This is a genomic window from Pseudoalteromonas prydzensis, from assembly GCF_011050055.1.
GTDB classification, from domain to species: domain Bacteria; phylum Pseudomonadota; class Gammaproteobacteria; order Enterobacterales; family Alteromonadaceae; genus Pseudoalteromonas; species Pseudoalteromonas prydzensis_A.
On record NZ_DRGM01000142.1, the window covers coordinates 1 to 13,891 of the forward strand.

The 13,891-nt window shown below is 40.5% G+C and carries 14 protein-coding genes and 2 pseudogenes; 3 read left to right on the plus strand and 13 right to left on the minus strand.

What is annotated here, in order from left to right:
• Positions 1-584: 584 nt before the first annotated feature.
• The 3 genes from trpS to rpe are packed head-to-tail and all read right to left on the minus strand — an operon-like array spanning position 585 to position 2,987.
• The gene (gene trpS / locus ENH88_RS13430; RefSeq protein WP_304182824.1) at positions 585-1,589 is read right to left on the minus strand and encodes a tryptophan--tRNA ligase; all 1,005 of its coding nucleotides are present in this window, start codon (positions 1,587-1,589) and stop codon (positions 585-587) included.
• Positions 1,590-1,638: 49 nt separating this feature from the next.
• Complete coding sequence (locus ENH88_RS13435; protein WP_304182826.1) at positions 1,639-2,304, minus strand: HAD-IA family hydrolase; 666 nt, start codon at positions 2,302-2,304, stop codon at positions 1,639-1,641.
• Positions 2,304-2,987 (minus strand): ribulose-phosphate 3-epimerase, encoded by a 684-nt coding sequence (gene rpe / locus ENH88_RS13440; RefSeq protein WP_304182827.1) that lies wholly within the window; start codon positions 2,985-2,987, stop codon positions 2,304-2,306. Before rpe ends, ENH88_RS13435 begins: the two co-directional genes overlap by 1 nt.
• Positions 2,988-3,271: 284 nt before the next feature.
• Between rpe and ENH88_RS13445 the strand changes: the two genes are divergently transcribed.
• Together ENH88_RS13445 and ENH88_RS13450 are read left to right on the plus strand one after the other, a co-directional pair.
• Positions 3,272-3,565: a hypothetical protein gene (locus ENH88_RS13445; RefSeq protein WP_304182828.1), complete on the plus strand. Its 294-nt coding sequence runs from the start codon at positions 3,272-3,274 to the stop codon at positions 3,563-3,565.
• Positions 3,566-3,569: 4 nt separating this feature from the next.
• Positions 3,570-3,755 carry a DUF2970 domain-containing protein gene (locus ENH88_RS13450; protein ID WP_304182829.1) on the plus strand — a complete coding sequence of 62 codons (186 nt, stop codon included), beginning with the start codon at positions 3,570-3,572 and terminating at the stop codon, positions 3,753-3,755.
• Here the strand turns inward: ENH88_RS13450 and ENH88_RS13455 are convergent.
• From ENH88_RS13455 to ENH88_RS13495, 9 genes are all read right to left on the minus strand, one after another.
• Positions 3,718-4,569: a Dam family site-specific DNA-(adenine-N6)-methyltransferase gene (locus tag ENH88_RS13455; RefSeq protein WP_304182830.1), complete on the minus strand. Its 852-nt coding sequence runs from the start codon at positions 4,567-4,569 to the stop codon at positions 3,718-3,720. The two genes, ENH88_RS13450 and ENH88_RS13455, sit on opposite strands and share 38 nt — an antisense overlap.
• A gap of 53 nt (positions 4,570-4,622) precedes the next feature.
• Positions 4,623-5,957: an AAA family ATPase gene (locus ENH88_RS13460; protein ID WP_304182831.1), complete on the minus strand. Its 1,335-nt coding sequence runs from the start codon at positions 5,955-5,957 to the stop codon at positions 4,623-4,625.
• On the minus strand, positions 5,957-7,027 hold the full coding sequence (gene aroB / locus ENH88_RS13465; protein ID WP_304182832.1) for a 3-dehydroquinate synthase: 1,071 nt from the start codon (positions 7,025-7,027) through the stop codon (positions 5,957-5,959). The genes ENH88_RS13460 and aroB overlap by 1 nt, the downstream gene beginning before the upstream one ends.
• A gap of 26 nt (positions 7,028-7,053) precedes the next feature.
• On the minus strand, positions 7,054-7,572 hold the full coding sequence (gene aroK, locus ENH88_RS13470; RefSeq protein ID WP_008466255.1) for a shikimate kinase AroK: 519 nt from the start codon (positions 7,570-7,572) through the stop codon (positions 7,054-7,056).
• A gap of 184 nt (positions 7,573-7,756) precedes the next feature.
• Entirely contained in the window at positions 7,757-9,841 is a 2,085-nt protein-coding gene (locus tag ENH88_RS13475; RefSeq protein WP_304182840.1) for a type IV pilus secretin PilQ, read from the minus strand.
• The gene (locus ENH88_RS13480) at positions 9,828-10,364 is read right to left on the minus strand and encodes a pilus assembly protein PilP (RefSeq protein WP_304182841.1); all 537 of its coding nucleotides are present in this window, start codon (positions 10,362-10,364) and stop codon (positions 9,828-9,830) included. Before ENH88_RS13480 ends, ENH88_RS13475 begins: the two co-directional genes overlap by 14 nt.
• Positions 10,361-10,981 (minus strand): type 4a pilus biogenesis protein PilO, encoded by a 621-nt coding sequence (locus ENH88_RS13485; RefSeq protein WP_304182842.1) that lies wholly within the window; start codon positions 10,979-10,981, stop codon positions 10,361-10,363. The genes ENH88_RS13480 and ENH88_RS13485 overlap by 4 nt, the downstream gene beginning before the upstream one ends.
• Positions 10,981-11,544, minus strand: a complete 564-nt coding sequence (locus ENH88_RS13490) for a PilN domain-containing protein (protein WP_304182843.1) — start codon at positions 11,542-11,544, stop codon at positions 10,981-10,983. The genes ENH88_RS13485 and ENH88_RS13490 overlap by 1 nt, the downstream gene beginning before the upstream one ends.
• On the minus strand, positions 11,532-12,611 hold the full coding sequence (locus ENH88_RS13495; protein ID WP_304182844.1) for a pilus assembly protein PilM: 1,080 nt from the start codon (positions 12,609-12,611) through the stop codon (positions 11,532-11,534). The genes ENH88_RS13490 and ENH88_RS13495 overlap by 13 nt, the downstream gene beginning before the upstream one ends.
• 132 nt (positions 12,612-12,743) lie before the next feature.
• Here ENH88_RS13495 and ENH88_RS13500 point away from each other — a divergent pair.
• Positions 12,744-13,601, plus strand: a pseudogene (locus tag ENH88_RS13500) (transglycosylase domain-containing protein); the annotation flags it as partial.
• Here ENH88_RS13500 and ENH88_RS13505 read toward each other — a convergent pair.
• Positions 13,586-13,891: pseudogene (locus tag ENH88_RS13505) on the minus strand (penicillin-sensitive transpeptidase); the annotation flags it as partial. The pseudogenes ENH88_RS13500 and ENH88_RS13505 overlap by 16 nt on opposite strands.

Sequence of the window (13,891 nt, forward strand, 5' to 3'; positions counted from 1 at the left end):
AATAAGCAAATACACACCTATGTATAGCAATAGCGTAACAACAAAACCTAAAATATCGTTCTCTGATGATGTAAAACTATTAATTAAAGCGTAGATAGCAATACCTAGTCCCACATATAAGAGGCTTTTTAGTATCGCATCATCCCACCCGCCAAGACCCAATTTTTTATCCTTAAATATAACATTTTAGTTTTTATGCAACACGCTGTTTGTATTGTAGTGTCGCTTGTTGGACTGAGGCGCTACTAGCTGGATGTGTCAGAGTTGCTGTTGTTTATGCTAAGGGTTTTAAATTTATAGAAAGTCTTTTTAGTGACCTAAACTAAATCAAGCAAATTTAATTGTGTGCTTGTTGCATCTAAGCTGCCCTGCACTGCTCAATATTGATTACTTTTCTATTAAACAGAATTTAAAGCATTACAACAATAAAAAATTGATTGCCTACACATAGCGTAAGTTTTAAAAACTACATGTTAAAGCTGCTCTTCATCGAACTGAAAACTGTATATAGCAGCTACAAAAAAGCCAGATATTCCGTTGTAGTTGGAACCATCTGGCTTTATGTGATTAGTTATTAGCGAACGTTACGGGCGGGGAATAAATCCTAACGCGTTGTAAACTGACTTTAAGGTCACTTCTGCACGGGCGCTGGCTTTTTCAGCACCAGTTCTCATGATGGTATCAAGCAATGCTTGATCTTCACGTATCTCTTTAAAGCGCGCTTGGATTGGCTCAATCATGCTTACTACTGCGTCAGCTGTGTCTTTTTTCAGGTGGCCATACATTTTGTCTTCGTACTCTGGCACTAACTCTTCAATCGAACGTTTAGTCGCAACAGACATAAGCGTTAATAAATTTGAGACACCTGGTTTTTCAGTGCGATCAAAATAAATACGCGCTTGCTCGTCTGAATCGGTTACTGCTTTTTTCAGCTTTTTCTCAATCTTTTTGGGTTCGTCTAACATCATGATAAAACCATTGGGGTTTTCATCTGATTTAGACATTTTTTTCAGTGGATCTTGCAGGCTCATAACTCGCGCGCCAAACTCAGGAATATAAGGTTCTGGAATAGTGAACACTTCACCATATAAGTTATTAAAACGCGTTGCGATATCACGAGTAAGCTCTAAATGCTGCTTTTGATCATCACCTACTGGTACTTGCGCCGCTTGATAAAGTAAAATATCCGCCGCTTGTAATACCGGATAAGCAAACAAACCAACATTTACGTTGCTGGTGTTCTTTGCTGACTTATCTTTAAATTGGGTCATGCGGTTCAGCTCACCCATTTGCGCATAACAGTTTAATACCCAACCTAACTGCGCATGCTCAGGCACTTGCGATTGTACAAATAACGCCGCTTTTTCAGGGTTAATACCGCATGCTACATACAAAGCGATGCCATCTAATACACGGGCTTTTAAGAGCTCTGGATCTTGGCGTAAAGTAATCGCGTGCAAATCAGCTAACATAAAGTGACTGTCATATTCTTCCTGTAGCTTTACCCACTGGTTAATAGCGCCAACATAGTTGCCTATTGTCATCCCACCGGTTGGCTGCATGCCACTTAACACTACTGGTTTACTCATGATGTTCCTTTATATTTCTAAAGTTAAAAATGCTAAAATTACGGGTCACTTACCTTTGGGTAAGCACAGGTATTATATCTAAGAATGTATCGCAGAGGTACTGCGGATTATGGTCACTCAGGTTTTCACCTTGGTTATAACCATAAGTTAATGCAAGCATATCTATACTTGCAGCACGCGCTGCTAAAATATCACTTTTTGAATCACCGATCATTATTGCTTGGCTTACTGGTACATTTAATTGCTGACAAGCAAACAACAGCGGTTCAGGAGATGGCTTTTTCGCCATATCGTCACCACAGACTATTACCTCAAAGTGACTGGTTAGCGCTAGTTTATCAAGGAGCTTTTCTGTGAAACATCGCGCTTTATTGGTGATCAAGGCTTTAGGCATACCTCGCAATGCTGCAAGGCCGGTTTCCACATGTTGGTACAAGACACTGTATTCACCAACTAGTTGTTCATAATGCCCGTAAAACAACGTAATTGCTTTATCAGCAAGTACAGCGTCTAAATGCTCGCTCACTTGCATATCACCACTTAAACCTCGTTTTACCAAAGTTTCAATGCCATTGCCGACCCAACTTTCTACCAAGCGCTGGCTAACAATAGGAAACGCCAAGTCAGATAATGTCAGATTCATTGCGATATATAAGTCATAAACGCTATCAACTAAAGTACCATCTAAATCAAATAAAGCAGCTTCGTACTTCATTACTTTATACCCTCTAACTGGGCACGCATTTGCTCTATCACGGCTTTATAATCTGGCTGATTAAAAATAGCAGAGCCAGCAACAAACATGTCGGCCCCTGCTTGTGCGGCGGCGGCAATATTATCGACTTTAATACCACCATCAACTTCTAAGCGGATTGCACGCCCTGACTCAGCTATAATTTTTCGTGCTTGGCGTAGTTTTTCTAAAGTATGGGGAATAAAACTCTGGCCACCAAAGCCAGGATTAACCGACATTAATAAAATCACATCGAGCTTATCAATCACGTGCTCTAAGTAGCTTAAACTGGTTGCCGGATTAAATACTAACCCAGCTTGGCAACCATGATCTTTGATCAACTGCAAAGTGCGGTCAACATGCTCACTGGCTTCTGGATGAAAAGTAATGATTGAGGCGCCAGCATCGGCAAATTGTGGAATTAAACTATCAACAGGCTTAACCATTAAATGCACATCAATAGGCGCGGTAATGCCATAGTCACGCAGTGCTTTGCATACCATAGGCCCGATTGTTAAGTTTGGTACATAGTGATTATCCATTACATCAAAATGAACTACATCTGCACCAGAAGCTAAAACACGCTCGACATCTTCGCCCAAGCGAGCAAAATCAGCAGATAAAATAGACGGGGCAATAAGGTACTTTTGTAGTGTTTCTAACATAAACAATCCTTAGTGATATTAAAAATGCGCAAAATAGCAGGGCCTTTAATTGGCATAATGTAACCTAAATCAAGCTATTCCCCAAGAACCCCAGCTAATTAAAGCTTTAACTCTATTTGAATTTTTGCAATGGTTGAATTTTAAACAACTAAATTTAAACATTACTTTTACTTTAAGCTTTTAATTTTATTAATTTTTTATATTTGTTAAGGGAAAATTAAGTTTGTTATTTGAGCATTTTTTATGTATGCTCTAGTGAGTTACACTATTATGGACTTAGTAAAATGCGTGCTTTTAAAATCGGGATCTTAACTGCGGCGGCTATAACTATCGGTACACTAAGCTATTTTTCAAAAAGTGATGATACACTTATCGCGGCTAACGATTGCCAATGTAGCTCAGGTCATTTAACAATTAATAATGCAGCGCAATGCATGAAGGTCGAACAAGAATCAAGTTGGATGTCATGGCTCACTGGTGATAGTCGCAGTGCACAATTTCATTATTTAGATTTACTTGAATTATTAACCAGCTCAGACGAACCACAAAAAGCGCGTTCACTTAGCCCTAGGTTCTAATCAAATGCAGCAACTGTTCAGCGCCATACAAAGTGTTATTGCGGCATTTTTTGGCGTGCAGTCTGAAAATAAACGTCACGCTGATTTCAAACAACACTCCCCACTCAGTATTATCATCATTGCGATTATGTTATTTATTATTTTTGTTGCCGCTATTTATGGCGTGGTGACTTGGGTGCTAAGTACATAGCCATCAACTCATTGACTTTATTACGTGATCCCCCTTTTGGACTAATCGTCCGTTTAACTTGAATTTCAGCCAGGGTTGCCTGACTGTATATTTTGCGAGTCCAGACTGTGTCGTGATTTGAGATCAACACCGGTGTGTTGCTCTCAAATGCAGCTTGTTCAGCTAAATTAGCTAGATTCGCCTGATCATCTAAATTAAATCCCCCTTTAGCATACGAGGTAAACGACGCAGTTTTGCTCAAAGGCACATAAGGTGGATCACAATAGATCACCGCATTATCGGGTACTAATTTAAATACATCATCATAACCTAAGCAGGTAAATGTGGCTTGCTGGGCTTTCTCTGCAAAGAAGTACATTTCATTTTCAGGAAAATATGGGCGCTTATACTTACCAAACGGCACATTAAAAATGCCTTTTAGGTTATAGCGACATAAGCCATTGTAGCCATGGCGATTCATATATAAAAATAAAATCGCTCGCTCGTAGATGTCATTACTTTGGTTAAACTGTACGCGGTAATCGTAATATGCGTCAGGCTGGTTGTTTAAATCAACAAACAGCTTTTTAGCATCGCTGATGAATTCATCTGGTGAGTTTTTTAATTCGTTATACAAGTTAATGAGATCAGCATTAATATCATTAAGAATATAATCTTTAAAATCTGTATTTAAAAATACCGAGCCAGCGCCAACAAACGGTTCAACTAAGGTATCGGCGTGTTTACTCGCTTCATTTAAGCGTGCGCTAATATCTTCAACTAAGCTGTATTTTCCGCCAGCCCATTTAAGGAAGGCTCTGGTCTTTTTCTGCATCGGCTCTTTACTTCAAACTGGTGTGCCGCGATTTTACACTAATCAAAGTAAGTTTACTGATCTAGTAACGCGATTTCTTGTTTTATTTTACTAATTTTTTTATAAAACGGCTGATTTTTACGCACTGTTGCAGATAAGTTCGATAACGCCTCTCGGGCACTTTTTAAGTCATCGTAACTGCCATAGGTTACCAGAGTCCACAATTTACCATTACGTCGTGTCTGATAGACTTTAGCAAGTGGTTGTAACCCCTGTTCAACCACATACTGTTCAGCAATTGTTTGTTGAGTCACCGCTAATAACTGGATCACGAGCTGCTCATCCCCCTGCTTTAGATACCAGCTATTATCAACGGGCAGAATAGCCTCAGCAATGGTACTAACCTCGGGTTCAACAACATCATCAGCTAAACTCGTTGTGACATCCACCGGCTCTGCTGCTGGCGCCAAACTATCTAATATTGCCGCGATATTATTCTCCTGAAGAGGATTTTCAGTTGGCAGCTTATCATGTTCTGACTGAGCGGGTTGCTCAGCTAATTGAGCATCTACAGCTTCGACTTCTGAGGGATCGGTTGTCAATGCTGTTGCAGGTTGCTTTAAAGTATCGACTGCGATTGCCGTCGCCACTGGGGTTTCTGGTTGTTGCTGATAAAAATCTTGCCACCAACGGGTCATATCTGCTTGATACAAAAAACCAATAATCAGCAGCATAATAATCACCAGCAGCGCAATTAACTGCACTCGCCACGAAACTTTATCTGTCACGGCTACTTTTGCAGTATGCTGCGTCGGCTGCCAGGCTAATAATAAACTAGGGTTACCATGCGCTTCTTGCAAAAAAGCTTGAAAGACAGGATCTTCATCATAAGGTAAGTCTGGAAAATAGCACTGCATAAGCTGCTTACTTTCAGCCATAGAAAGCGCTTCTAAATGAATTTCTACAGCGCTTTTAAACTGTCCTACTGCTTGCGATGCCAGTAAAATATATAAAGTCGTCGGGCTATGTTTGGCGAGTGTTGTGAGCTCTTGCACCATTTCATCAGATAAATGCCGGCCGCCATCTAACACCCACAAGCATGGACCACAGTTTTGCTGTTTAGCGAGTTGATAAAAATTTTCTGACAAGCTTAAGTTTTGATCAATTAATGGTGAACGAAAACTTTGCTCAAGTAACTCACTCATTAATTGTACATCAGTCATGCGCGCACTTAGCTGCACAAACGATTTATTGAAATCACTGTATTTATCGGTAATAAAGGTTTCAAGAAGATAACTTTTACCAAGTCCAGACGGACCCAGTAAGACAATTAAATTTTGCCCATATTCAAACTGTAGGGCAATCCGATCAACCAAAGCCGCACGGCTAGGTAAGATTTGCGATTGCATTAGCGCCCTATTAAATCTCGGACCTGTTGATCTGAGACATCATCAACCAGCGCGCATTGACCAAACGCAGTAGGAAGAATAAAGCGGATCGTGCCTTTTTTATTCTTTTTATCTTTACGCATATGATGAAGAAAATGTTCAGCTGTCATGACATCAGGGATCTCACTAGGCAAATTATATTGCGCTATTAAGGTAACGATCCTTGCAACTTGTTGTGCGCTTAAATCGCCACGGGTATGCGCAAGTTTTGCCGCTAGTACCATACCAGTTGCCACAGCTTCGCCATGCAACCATTGACCATAGCCCATTTGCGCTTCAATCGCGTGTGCAAAGGTATGACCTAAATTAAGTAACGCACGCAGACCTGCTTCTTTTTCATCTTGGGCAACAATCAATGCTTTAATTTCACAGCAACGAAAAATCACATGCTGGATGGTTTCTTCATCCAAGGCTTGCAATTGCGCGGTGTTATTTTCCAGAAAGCTAAATAACTCAGTATCGTAAATTAAGCCATATTTAATGACTTCAGCCATACCGGCTGCAAATTCACGAGCAGCAAGCGTATGCAGTGATTGCGTATCGATAAACACGGCTTGCGGCTGATAAAACGCCCCAATCATGTTTTTACCCAAAGGATGGTTAACCGCCGTTTTACCGCCAACTGATGAATCAACTTGCGATAATAAGGTAGTGGGTACTTGAATAAACGGTACGCCGCGTTGATAGCAGGCCGCCACAAAACCAGTCAGATCACCTACCACACCACCACCAAGGGCGATTAAACAGGTATCTCTGCCGCAATTATTTTCAAGTAAAAATGCCGAAATTTTCTCAAACCATTCCAGTGATTTATATTGCTCACCATCAGGAATAATAAAACTTAGCGGATTTAAATCAGCTAACAACGCCATTGCATCGCTTAGGTATAAAGGTGCAATGGTGTCATTAGTGATAATGATAGGTCGGCAATCACCAATATGATGACGCAGCCTGTCAGTCTGTTGAAGTGCAGATTGACCAATATAAATAGGATAACTTCGCTCGTCTAAATTAACTGTTAATTCAAGCATCGCTAGTATCCTTTTCTTATTGGTATTTAAAAATCTAATTTCTCGATGATTTGATTAGCGACAACTTTAGCGCTTTGCTCATCAGTGCGTACAACAAAATCAGCTACTTCTTTATACAACGGTTCGCGTTCTTCAGCTAAGCGCTCTAATACATCACGAGGTGCTTCTTCTGTTTGCAGTAATGGGCGACGCTTGTCGCGCTGCGTGCGTGCAACTTGCTTTTCGATCGGTGTCTCTAGGTATACAACGATACCACGAGCCGAAAGCTTGTTTCGTACTTCTTTGCTCATCACTGAACCACCACCTGTTGCAAGTACAATACCCTGCATTTCAGTTAGGTCACCAATGACAGATTCTTCACGAAGTCGAAAGCCTTCTTCACCTTCAAGATCAAACACCCAGGCAATATCTGCACCGGTACGGCGTTCGATTTCTTGATCAGAATCGACAAATTCAAGGTGCAATTGGTCTGCAATGTGACGACCAATTGTGCTTTTGCCAGCCCCCATAGGGCCAACTAGAAATATATTACGTTTTTCAGCCATATCTTTTAGTACAAACGAACTCTAAAATTTGAAATAAAACCCCGCCTAACGACCTGGCCCCAAAATTAAGGAGGGGATTATCTCAGTAATTGATTGGGTATTTCAAGTCAATTAGAACAAAAAGCCAATTAACGAGCAATTAAAGTTAATAATTGCCCATTGTGTAAGAATAAATCAGTGTAAATTACTCTATTTGGATTTTCGGAGTAACGAAAATCAGCAATTCTTTCTTTTCATTAAACTCACTTGTACTTCTAAACAGCACTCCTAGATAAGGAATATCACCTAATAATGGTACTTTTTTAACTGAGTTAATGATTTGCTGCTGGAATATACCACCAAGAACTACTGTTTGACCATTCTCAACCAGTACTTGGGTTTGAATTTCTTGGGTATCAATTGCAACTGCAGGTCCTGTTCCAGTTTGCACTGTATCACCACGCGTATCTTGAGTAATGATCAAATCCAAAATCACTTTATTGTCTGGGGTAATGTGTGGTGTAACTTCAAGGCTCAACACAGCCTTTTTAAAACTCACCGTGGTTGCCCCACTTGAAGCAGATTCAACATACGGGATCTCAGTACCTTGCTCAATGCGCGCTTTTTTCTGGTTAGCAGTCGTAATACGCGGACTTGCGATAATCTCACCGCGGTTCTCTTCTTCCAATGCGGTTAGTTCTAAATCAAGCAATGTGCCATTGGCTAACTTAGCAACGTGCATACCAATGCTGCCAGCAGCACCTGTAATAGGCAGGTTGACATTAAGACGGTCAGAAATACTGGGAATGGTGCCGTTAGAAATCGTGTTAGCGCCTTCTAAGGTGCCCGAAATACCATCGGTGCCTTGTTGATCGCTAAACCCCCAACGTACGCCTAGATCTTCTTTAACGTTGTCACGGACAGTAACCATACGTGCCTCAATAACAACTTGTCTAACTGCGATATCTAAGGTCTCAACCATACGACGCACACTTTCAATACTTTTTGCAGTGTCTTTGATCAGTAAGGTATTGGTGCGCTTATCAACGGATACACTGCCGCGAGCACTAATGATGCTATTGGTATCTGTTTTTAGTAGATCGGCAAACTCTTCCGCTTTTGCGTAGTTCAAGCGAATGTATTCACTGTAAAGCGGCTCTAAGTCTTCAACTTGCTGCTTGGCTTTGAGTTCTTTTGCTTCACGGGCGGCCAGTTCTTCAGAAGGTGCCACCATTAAGATAGAACCATCCATGCGTTTATCAAGACCTTTAACACGCAATACCACATCAAGGGCTTGATCCCATGGCACACCGTCTAAGCGCAAAGTAATATTACCATTGACTGAGTCACTGGTTACTAAGTTAAAGTCGTTATAACCGGCGATGATCTGTAATACCGCACGCACTGAGATATCTTGGAAGTTTAAGGTCATTGGCCGACCTTGATACTCTTTACCACCTTCTAAGTAAGAGCGTTGCGAGTCATCTTTTTCAACCGTTAAAGTCAGGATGTTTTCAATTTGCTGGTAGGTAAATTTAAACGCGGCATTGGGGCTGATCACCACCCGACTCATATTGCCTTCTTTAAATGTCTCAATTGAGCTCACTACCGTACTAAAATCAAGCACATCGAGTTCATACAATAAGTCATCTAAAATATTGGTGTGATGAAACTCAGCAATAATTTTCCCACCGCTTTCATGCACATCAATAGCTGCTTGGGTATCTTGTAAGAATACTAATACTCGCGCTTCACCTTTTTCACCACGACGAAAATCAATCGACTGGATTGAGTTAATATAATTACCCGTCACAACTTGCGCTGCGTTATTACCCTCTTGTGCAGTAAGTGGGTTATCTGAGACATGTAGTGACACAAGATTATTATTAACTGTGGTTTGGTAAATTTTTAAACGCTCTAAATGCACAGTAACGATTAATGTACCATCCGTAGTGACACTGCTCACTTTTTCAATACCAGCTTGATTGATTGGCACGTCAGCCAAACCTTGCTCAACATCGGCTGCGTTGAAACGCATTTCGATACGGGCTGGATTATTGAAAACCTGAACTTTTGGCTCTTCGCTCAGCTCTTCATCAAATACTAACTGTAACTGTGTTTCTCCAGCCATTAACGGGTTATAACGAACGTCATACAATAGCGGTGTCGCCATTGCTGATTGCGTGATAAAAAGGGCAATAACAACAAACAAAGCCTGCTGAATGCGATTACTCCAAGATACTCCCTTCTGCATTTTAATTTTACCTTTTTTATTTTTAACTAGTGCCATTGGAGCTTGCCTCTAACATTTCAAGCTTTGTCAGGCGCTCTTTCCAACAACCAGACCCATCGGGAATTAATTCTAACAATTCTATATAATCACTTTTTACTTGTTGAACAACGCCATGATACAAACCGATATGATTGCCCACAGTTACTCGGTGCAAGGTATCATCAGCCGCTTTAATTAATGCCCAAGTTTGGCCATCAGACCCCAAGGTGCCTTTCATTGCGAGATTATCCAACGGATATTTCTCTAACACCTCACGGGTACGTTCAGGATCAGGGTGTAAGCAGTTTTTTACTTGGATCATATTATTTTGAATAATTTCCGGTTGCGGCGCAACAAAAGGACTACGTAACTGCTGTGCATTGTATTCAAAATGTTCAAATTTTGTCAGTTTTGGGATTGCCTCAACTTTAGGCGTAGTACTGGCTTTAACTTGATCAATAAATTCTTTTTGCTCAGAGGTATCATCGTTACATGCACTTAGCAACACACTGCTGAGTAAAACAAAGGCTAATTTTTTCATTTTTTAGCCCCTACTTTCTTCACGCCACCTTCATAGCGGTAAGTTTTAGCTACCACACTAAAGGTCAGTTTGCCTGAATCCGAACTATTAATTGAAAAGTCATGCAAACTAACGATACGCGGCAGTTGCGCCACCTTACCAACAAAATCGCCAAACTCATGATAGCTGCCTATTACTTCAATTTTAATTGGTAATTCAGTATAAAACTCTTTTTCAACTTCAGGTAACCAGCCAATTTTAAGGAAGGTTAAGCCACTCGTAGTACCTACGTAGGATAAATCATCTAGCAAGCCCGGTGTCTCGTTTGAGGTTGGTAAGCGTTTTAACAGCAAAGAAAACTTTTCTTCCATTTCAACCATTTGTTGGCGGTAAATTTCTAAGTTACTAGCTAGGGCATACTTCACTCGATAAGTGCTACGTAGCTCAACTTCCTTACTAACCGCACTCTTGTAGCTATCAATTTCATCTGAAACCAATAAGCTGTAGCTAAAAAACAACACTAATGCGGCAACGAAAGTACAACAAATAACTTTAACTACAATCGGCCAATCGCCAATATTCTCAAGCTCAATTTCGTTCCATTCAATCTCGGTTAACGCTTTGATATCAAGGTTCATTATTTAACCTCGCCAATTTCATCAAAAGCTTTTACGTAAAATTCCATATTAAAATCACTTAATAAGCGTGATGATTTTTCCCCAGCAACAATACCTTGCATAATGGGTTTTTCGAGCAAATAAGAGTTCTGTACTTCACGCAGCATATTTGAAAGGTGATTATTAGATTCGCTACGGCCAACAACATGAATAGCACTCCCCCGGCGCTCTAACTTAGTTAAGTAAACACCAGTAGGTACTATTTTGGCAACTTCATCCATAATCTGGGTGCCCAAGTTACGACTACTTTGCAACTCTTCAATTAAGCGCATACGCTGTTGTAAGTTTTCTTTCTTTTTGTCTAATTCACGAATTTCACTAATGCGTCGATCTAATTGGCTAATTTCTGTTGTAAGGTAATTATTTTTAATATTTTGCCCATCTCGCAAATTACCGTAATAAGTACTCAATAAATACATACTCATAAAACTACCAAGCACCACTAAAAACAAAATAGTGGCAAATTTATTTTGCGACTGTTTTCGTTGTTGTTCGCGCCACGGCAGGAGATTTATATGTGGCATGATGAAAAACTCCTTAATGCCAATCCCGTCGCTATTGCAAATTGCGTACGATGGCGCTGTAACACATTGCGATCAACGTGCGCAGAAATCTCCATATTAGCGAACGGTTCTGCCACTATGGTGTGAATACCTAACTCTTCAATTAGCAATCTATCTAGGCCATCAATCATCGCAGTACCGCCAGTAAGTACAATATAATCAATTTGATCTTTACCACTGGTGGTTAAAAACATCTGCACGGCACGGCGTACTTGTTGTAACAATGAGGTTTGAAACGGTGCCAACACTTCAAAGGTATAGTTAGGGGGTAGATCGCCAGTGGTTTTACCAATCTCAGCTTCATCAAAGCTTTTATTATAATAGGCCACAATACTGTTGGTGTATTGGTCACCACCAAACACTTGGTCTCGGGTATAAATAGTTTCACCACTGAGTACCACACTGACCAGCATCAGTACTGCGCCAATATCAACCACAGCCACACATTTATTATATGCATCACTGGGTAATTGTTGATAATAAACATCCATAGCGCGGCTCAGCGCATAGCTTTCGACATCGACTACTTTTGCGGTTAAACCGGCCGATTCTAACGCGCCAACGCGAGCTTCAACACTTTCGGTACGCGCAGCAGATAACAACACATTCATTTTTGAAGGGTCTGCTTCGTTAGTACTTAGTTTTTCAAAATCTAGGCTAACTTCATCTAATGGGTAAGGAATAAGGCTGTCAGCCTCGATTTCAATTTGTGACTCTAGTTCTGCATCACTGAGTGTAACATCCATAAAAATCACTTTCGTGATTACCGTTTGCCCAGACACCGCAACTGCAGCAGATTTAATTGATTTAGGTAATTTACGTTTTAACTTAGTAATAATATTACCAATCGCTTCAATATCTTGAATATTGCGCTCAGCCATAGTACCTTTTGGCATTGGCTCTATTGCTAACGCCTCAAGCCGGTAGCCGCTGTCCGTTTCATTCAGTAACACTGCTTTTATAGCGTGTGACCCGATATCTATCCCTACCATCATCGATGAAGACTTACTCAATAGTTGACTTAGCATGTTCGCAACTTGGCCTTTGTTTTAAGAATAAACAAGTTATAATTTTTATATGAAAAAATACTATTCACTTTTTAATCAATATATACTAGCAGTCTCCGATTCTAATTGGGAGTCCATTTAGGGAAAATATAAGTGATTTTATTAAAACGAACTTTACAATTTTTTATCATTTGCACATTTTTGGGGCTCATTACCTTAGTAAGCCTTTATTATTACGTTAAATCTGATATCCCCAGTGTGCAAGTTTTAAAAGACGTGCAACTACAAACTCCTATGCAAGTATTTTCTAAAGATGGTTTATTAATCAACCAGTTCGGCGAAAAACGCCGTATTCCTGTGACCATCGATAAGATACCGCAACCGCTCATAAATGCCATATTAGCCACTGAAGATAACCGTTTTTATGACCATATAGGTATAGATCCTATCGGTATTTTGCGTTCAGCGCTCGTATTAATTTCAACTGGCGAGAAAAAACAAGGCGCAAGTACTATAACAATGCAGTTAGCTCGTAACTTCTTCTTAACACGAGAAAAAGCCTATATTCGCAAAGTTAAAGAAATCTTTATTGCGCTGCATATCGAAAACTTACTCAGCAAAGATGAAATACTTGCTTTGTACCTAAACAAAATAGAGTTAGGTAATCGCGCTTTTGGTATCGGCGCCGCAGCACAAGTATATTATGGTAAAGATCTTAACGAATTAAATTTAGCACAAATGGCGATGATTGCAGGCTTACCTAAAGCGCCATCAGCGTTAAACCCAATCAGAAACCCAATCCGTGCAAAAGCACGTCGTAATGTGGTATTGGGTCGTATGTTAGATGAAAGTTATATCTCTAGAGCCGAATATAACGAAGCCACCAATGCCCCCATCACCGCCAAGTTCCATGGCGCAGAAATTGAATTGTATGCACCTTATATTTCTGAAATGGTACGTGCCGAAATGGTCGCCCGCTATGGCTATGAACGCGCTTATAATACCGGCTTTAATTTTTCCAGAATTTCACTATGACTCAACGCTGTTTGCGTTGCAAAGTCCCATAATTGCTGCTGTGGACCACGGTAGCCATGGCGCATATCGTATGCATGTAAGTTATTAACGAGCGCGGTTTGTGCTGCTGCTTGTACGTCAGATTCAACACTGGTGAAAACCTTAAAGCCGGTATTATAAGCGCGTTCATAGCCATAGCGGGCGACCATTTCGGCACGTACCATTTCAGAAATATAAGGTGCATACAATTCAATTTCTGCGCCATGGAACTTGGCGGTGATGGGGGC

Coding starts and splice junctions, on each gene's coding strand:
- trpS (WP_304182824.1), bottom strand. CDS start 1,589: ATGAGTAAACCAGTAGTGTTAAGTGGCATGCAGCCAACCGGTGGGATG.
- ENH88_RS13435 (WP_304182826.1), bottom strand. CDS start 2,304: ATGAAGTACGAAGCTGCTTTATTTGATTTAGATGGTACTTTAGTTGAT.
- rpe (WP_304182827.1), bottom strand. CDS start 2,987: ATGTTAGAAACACTACAAAAGTACCTTATTGCCCCGTCTATTTTATCT.
- ENH88_RS13445 (WP_304182828.1), top strand. CDS start 3,272: ATGCGTGCTTTTAAAATCGGGATCTTAACTGCGGCGGCTATAACTATC.
- ENH88_RS13450 (WP_304182829.1), top strand. CDS start 3,570: ATGCAGCAACTGTTCAGCGCCATACAAAGTGTTATTGCGGCATTTTTT.
- ENH88_RS13455 (WP_304182830.1), bottom strand. CDS start 4,569: ATGCAGAAAAAGACCAGAGCCTTCCTTAAATGGGCTGGCGGAAAATAC.
- ENH88_RS13460 (WP_304182831.1), bottom strand. CDS start 5,957: ATGCAATCGCAAATCTTACCTAGCCGTGCGGCTTTGGTTGATCGGATT.
- aroB (WP_304182832.1), bottom strand. CDS start 7,027: ATGCTTGAATTAACAGTTAATTTAGACGAGCGAAGTTATCCTATTTAT.
- aroK (WP_008466255.1), bottom strand. CDS start 7,572: ATGGCTGAAAAACGTAATATATTTCTAGTTGGCCCTATGGGGGCTGGC.
- ENH88_RS13475 (WP_304182840.1), bottom strand. CDS start 9,841: ATGGCACTAGTTAAAAATAAAAAAGGTAAAATTAAAATGCAGAAGGGA.
- ENH88_RS13480 (WP_304182841.1), bottom strand. CDS start 10,364: ATGAAAAAATTAGCCTTTGTTTTACTCAGCAGTGTGTTGCTAAGTGCA.
- ENH88_RS13485 (WP_304182842.1), bottom strand. CDS start 10,981: ATGAACCTTGATATCAAAGCGTTAACCGAGATTGAATGGAACGAAATT.
- ENH88_RS13490 (WP_304182843.1), bottom strand. CDS start 11,544: ATGCCACATATAAATCTCCTGCCGTGGCGCGAACAACAACGAAAACAG.
- ENH88_RS13495 (WP_304182844.1), bottom strand. CDS start 12,611: ATGCTAAGTCAACTATTGAGTAAGTCTTCATCGATGATGGTAGGGATA.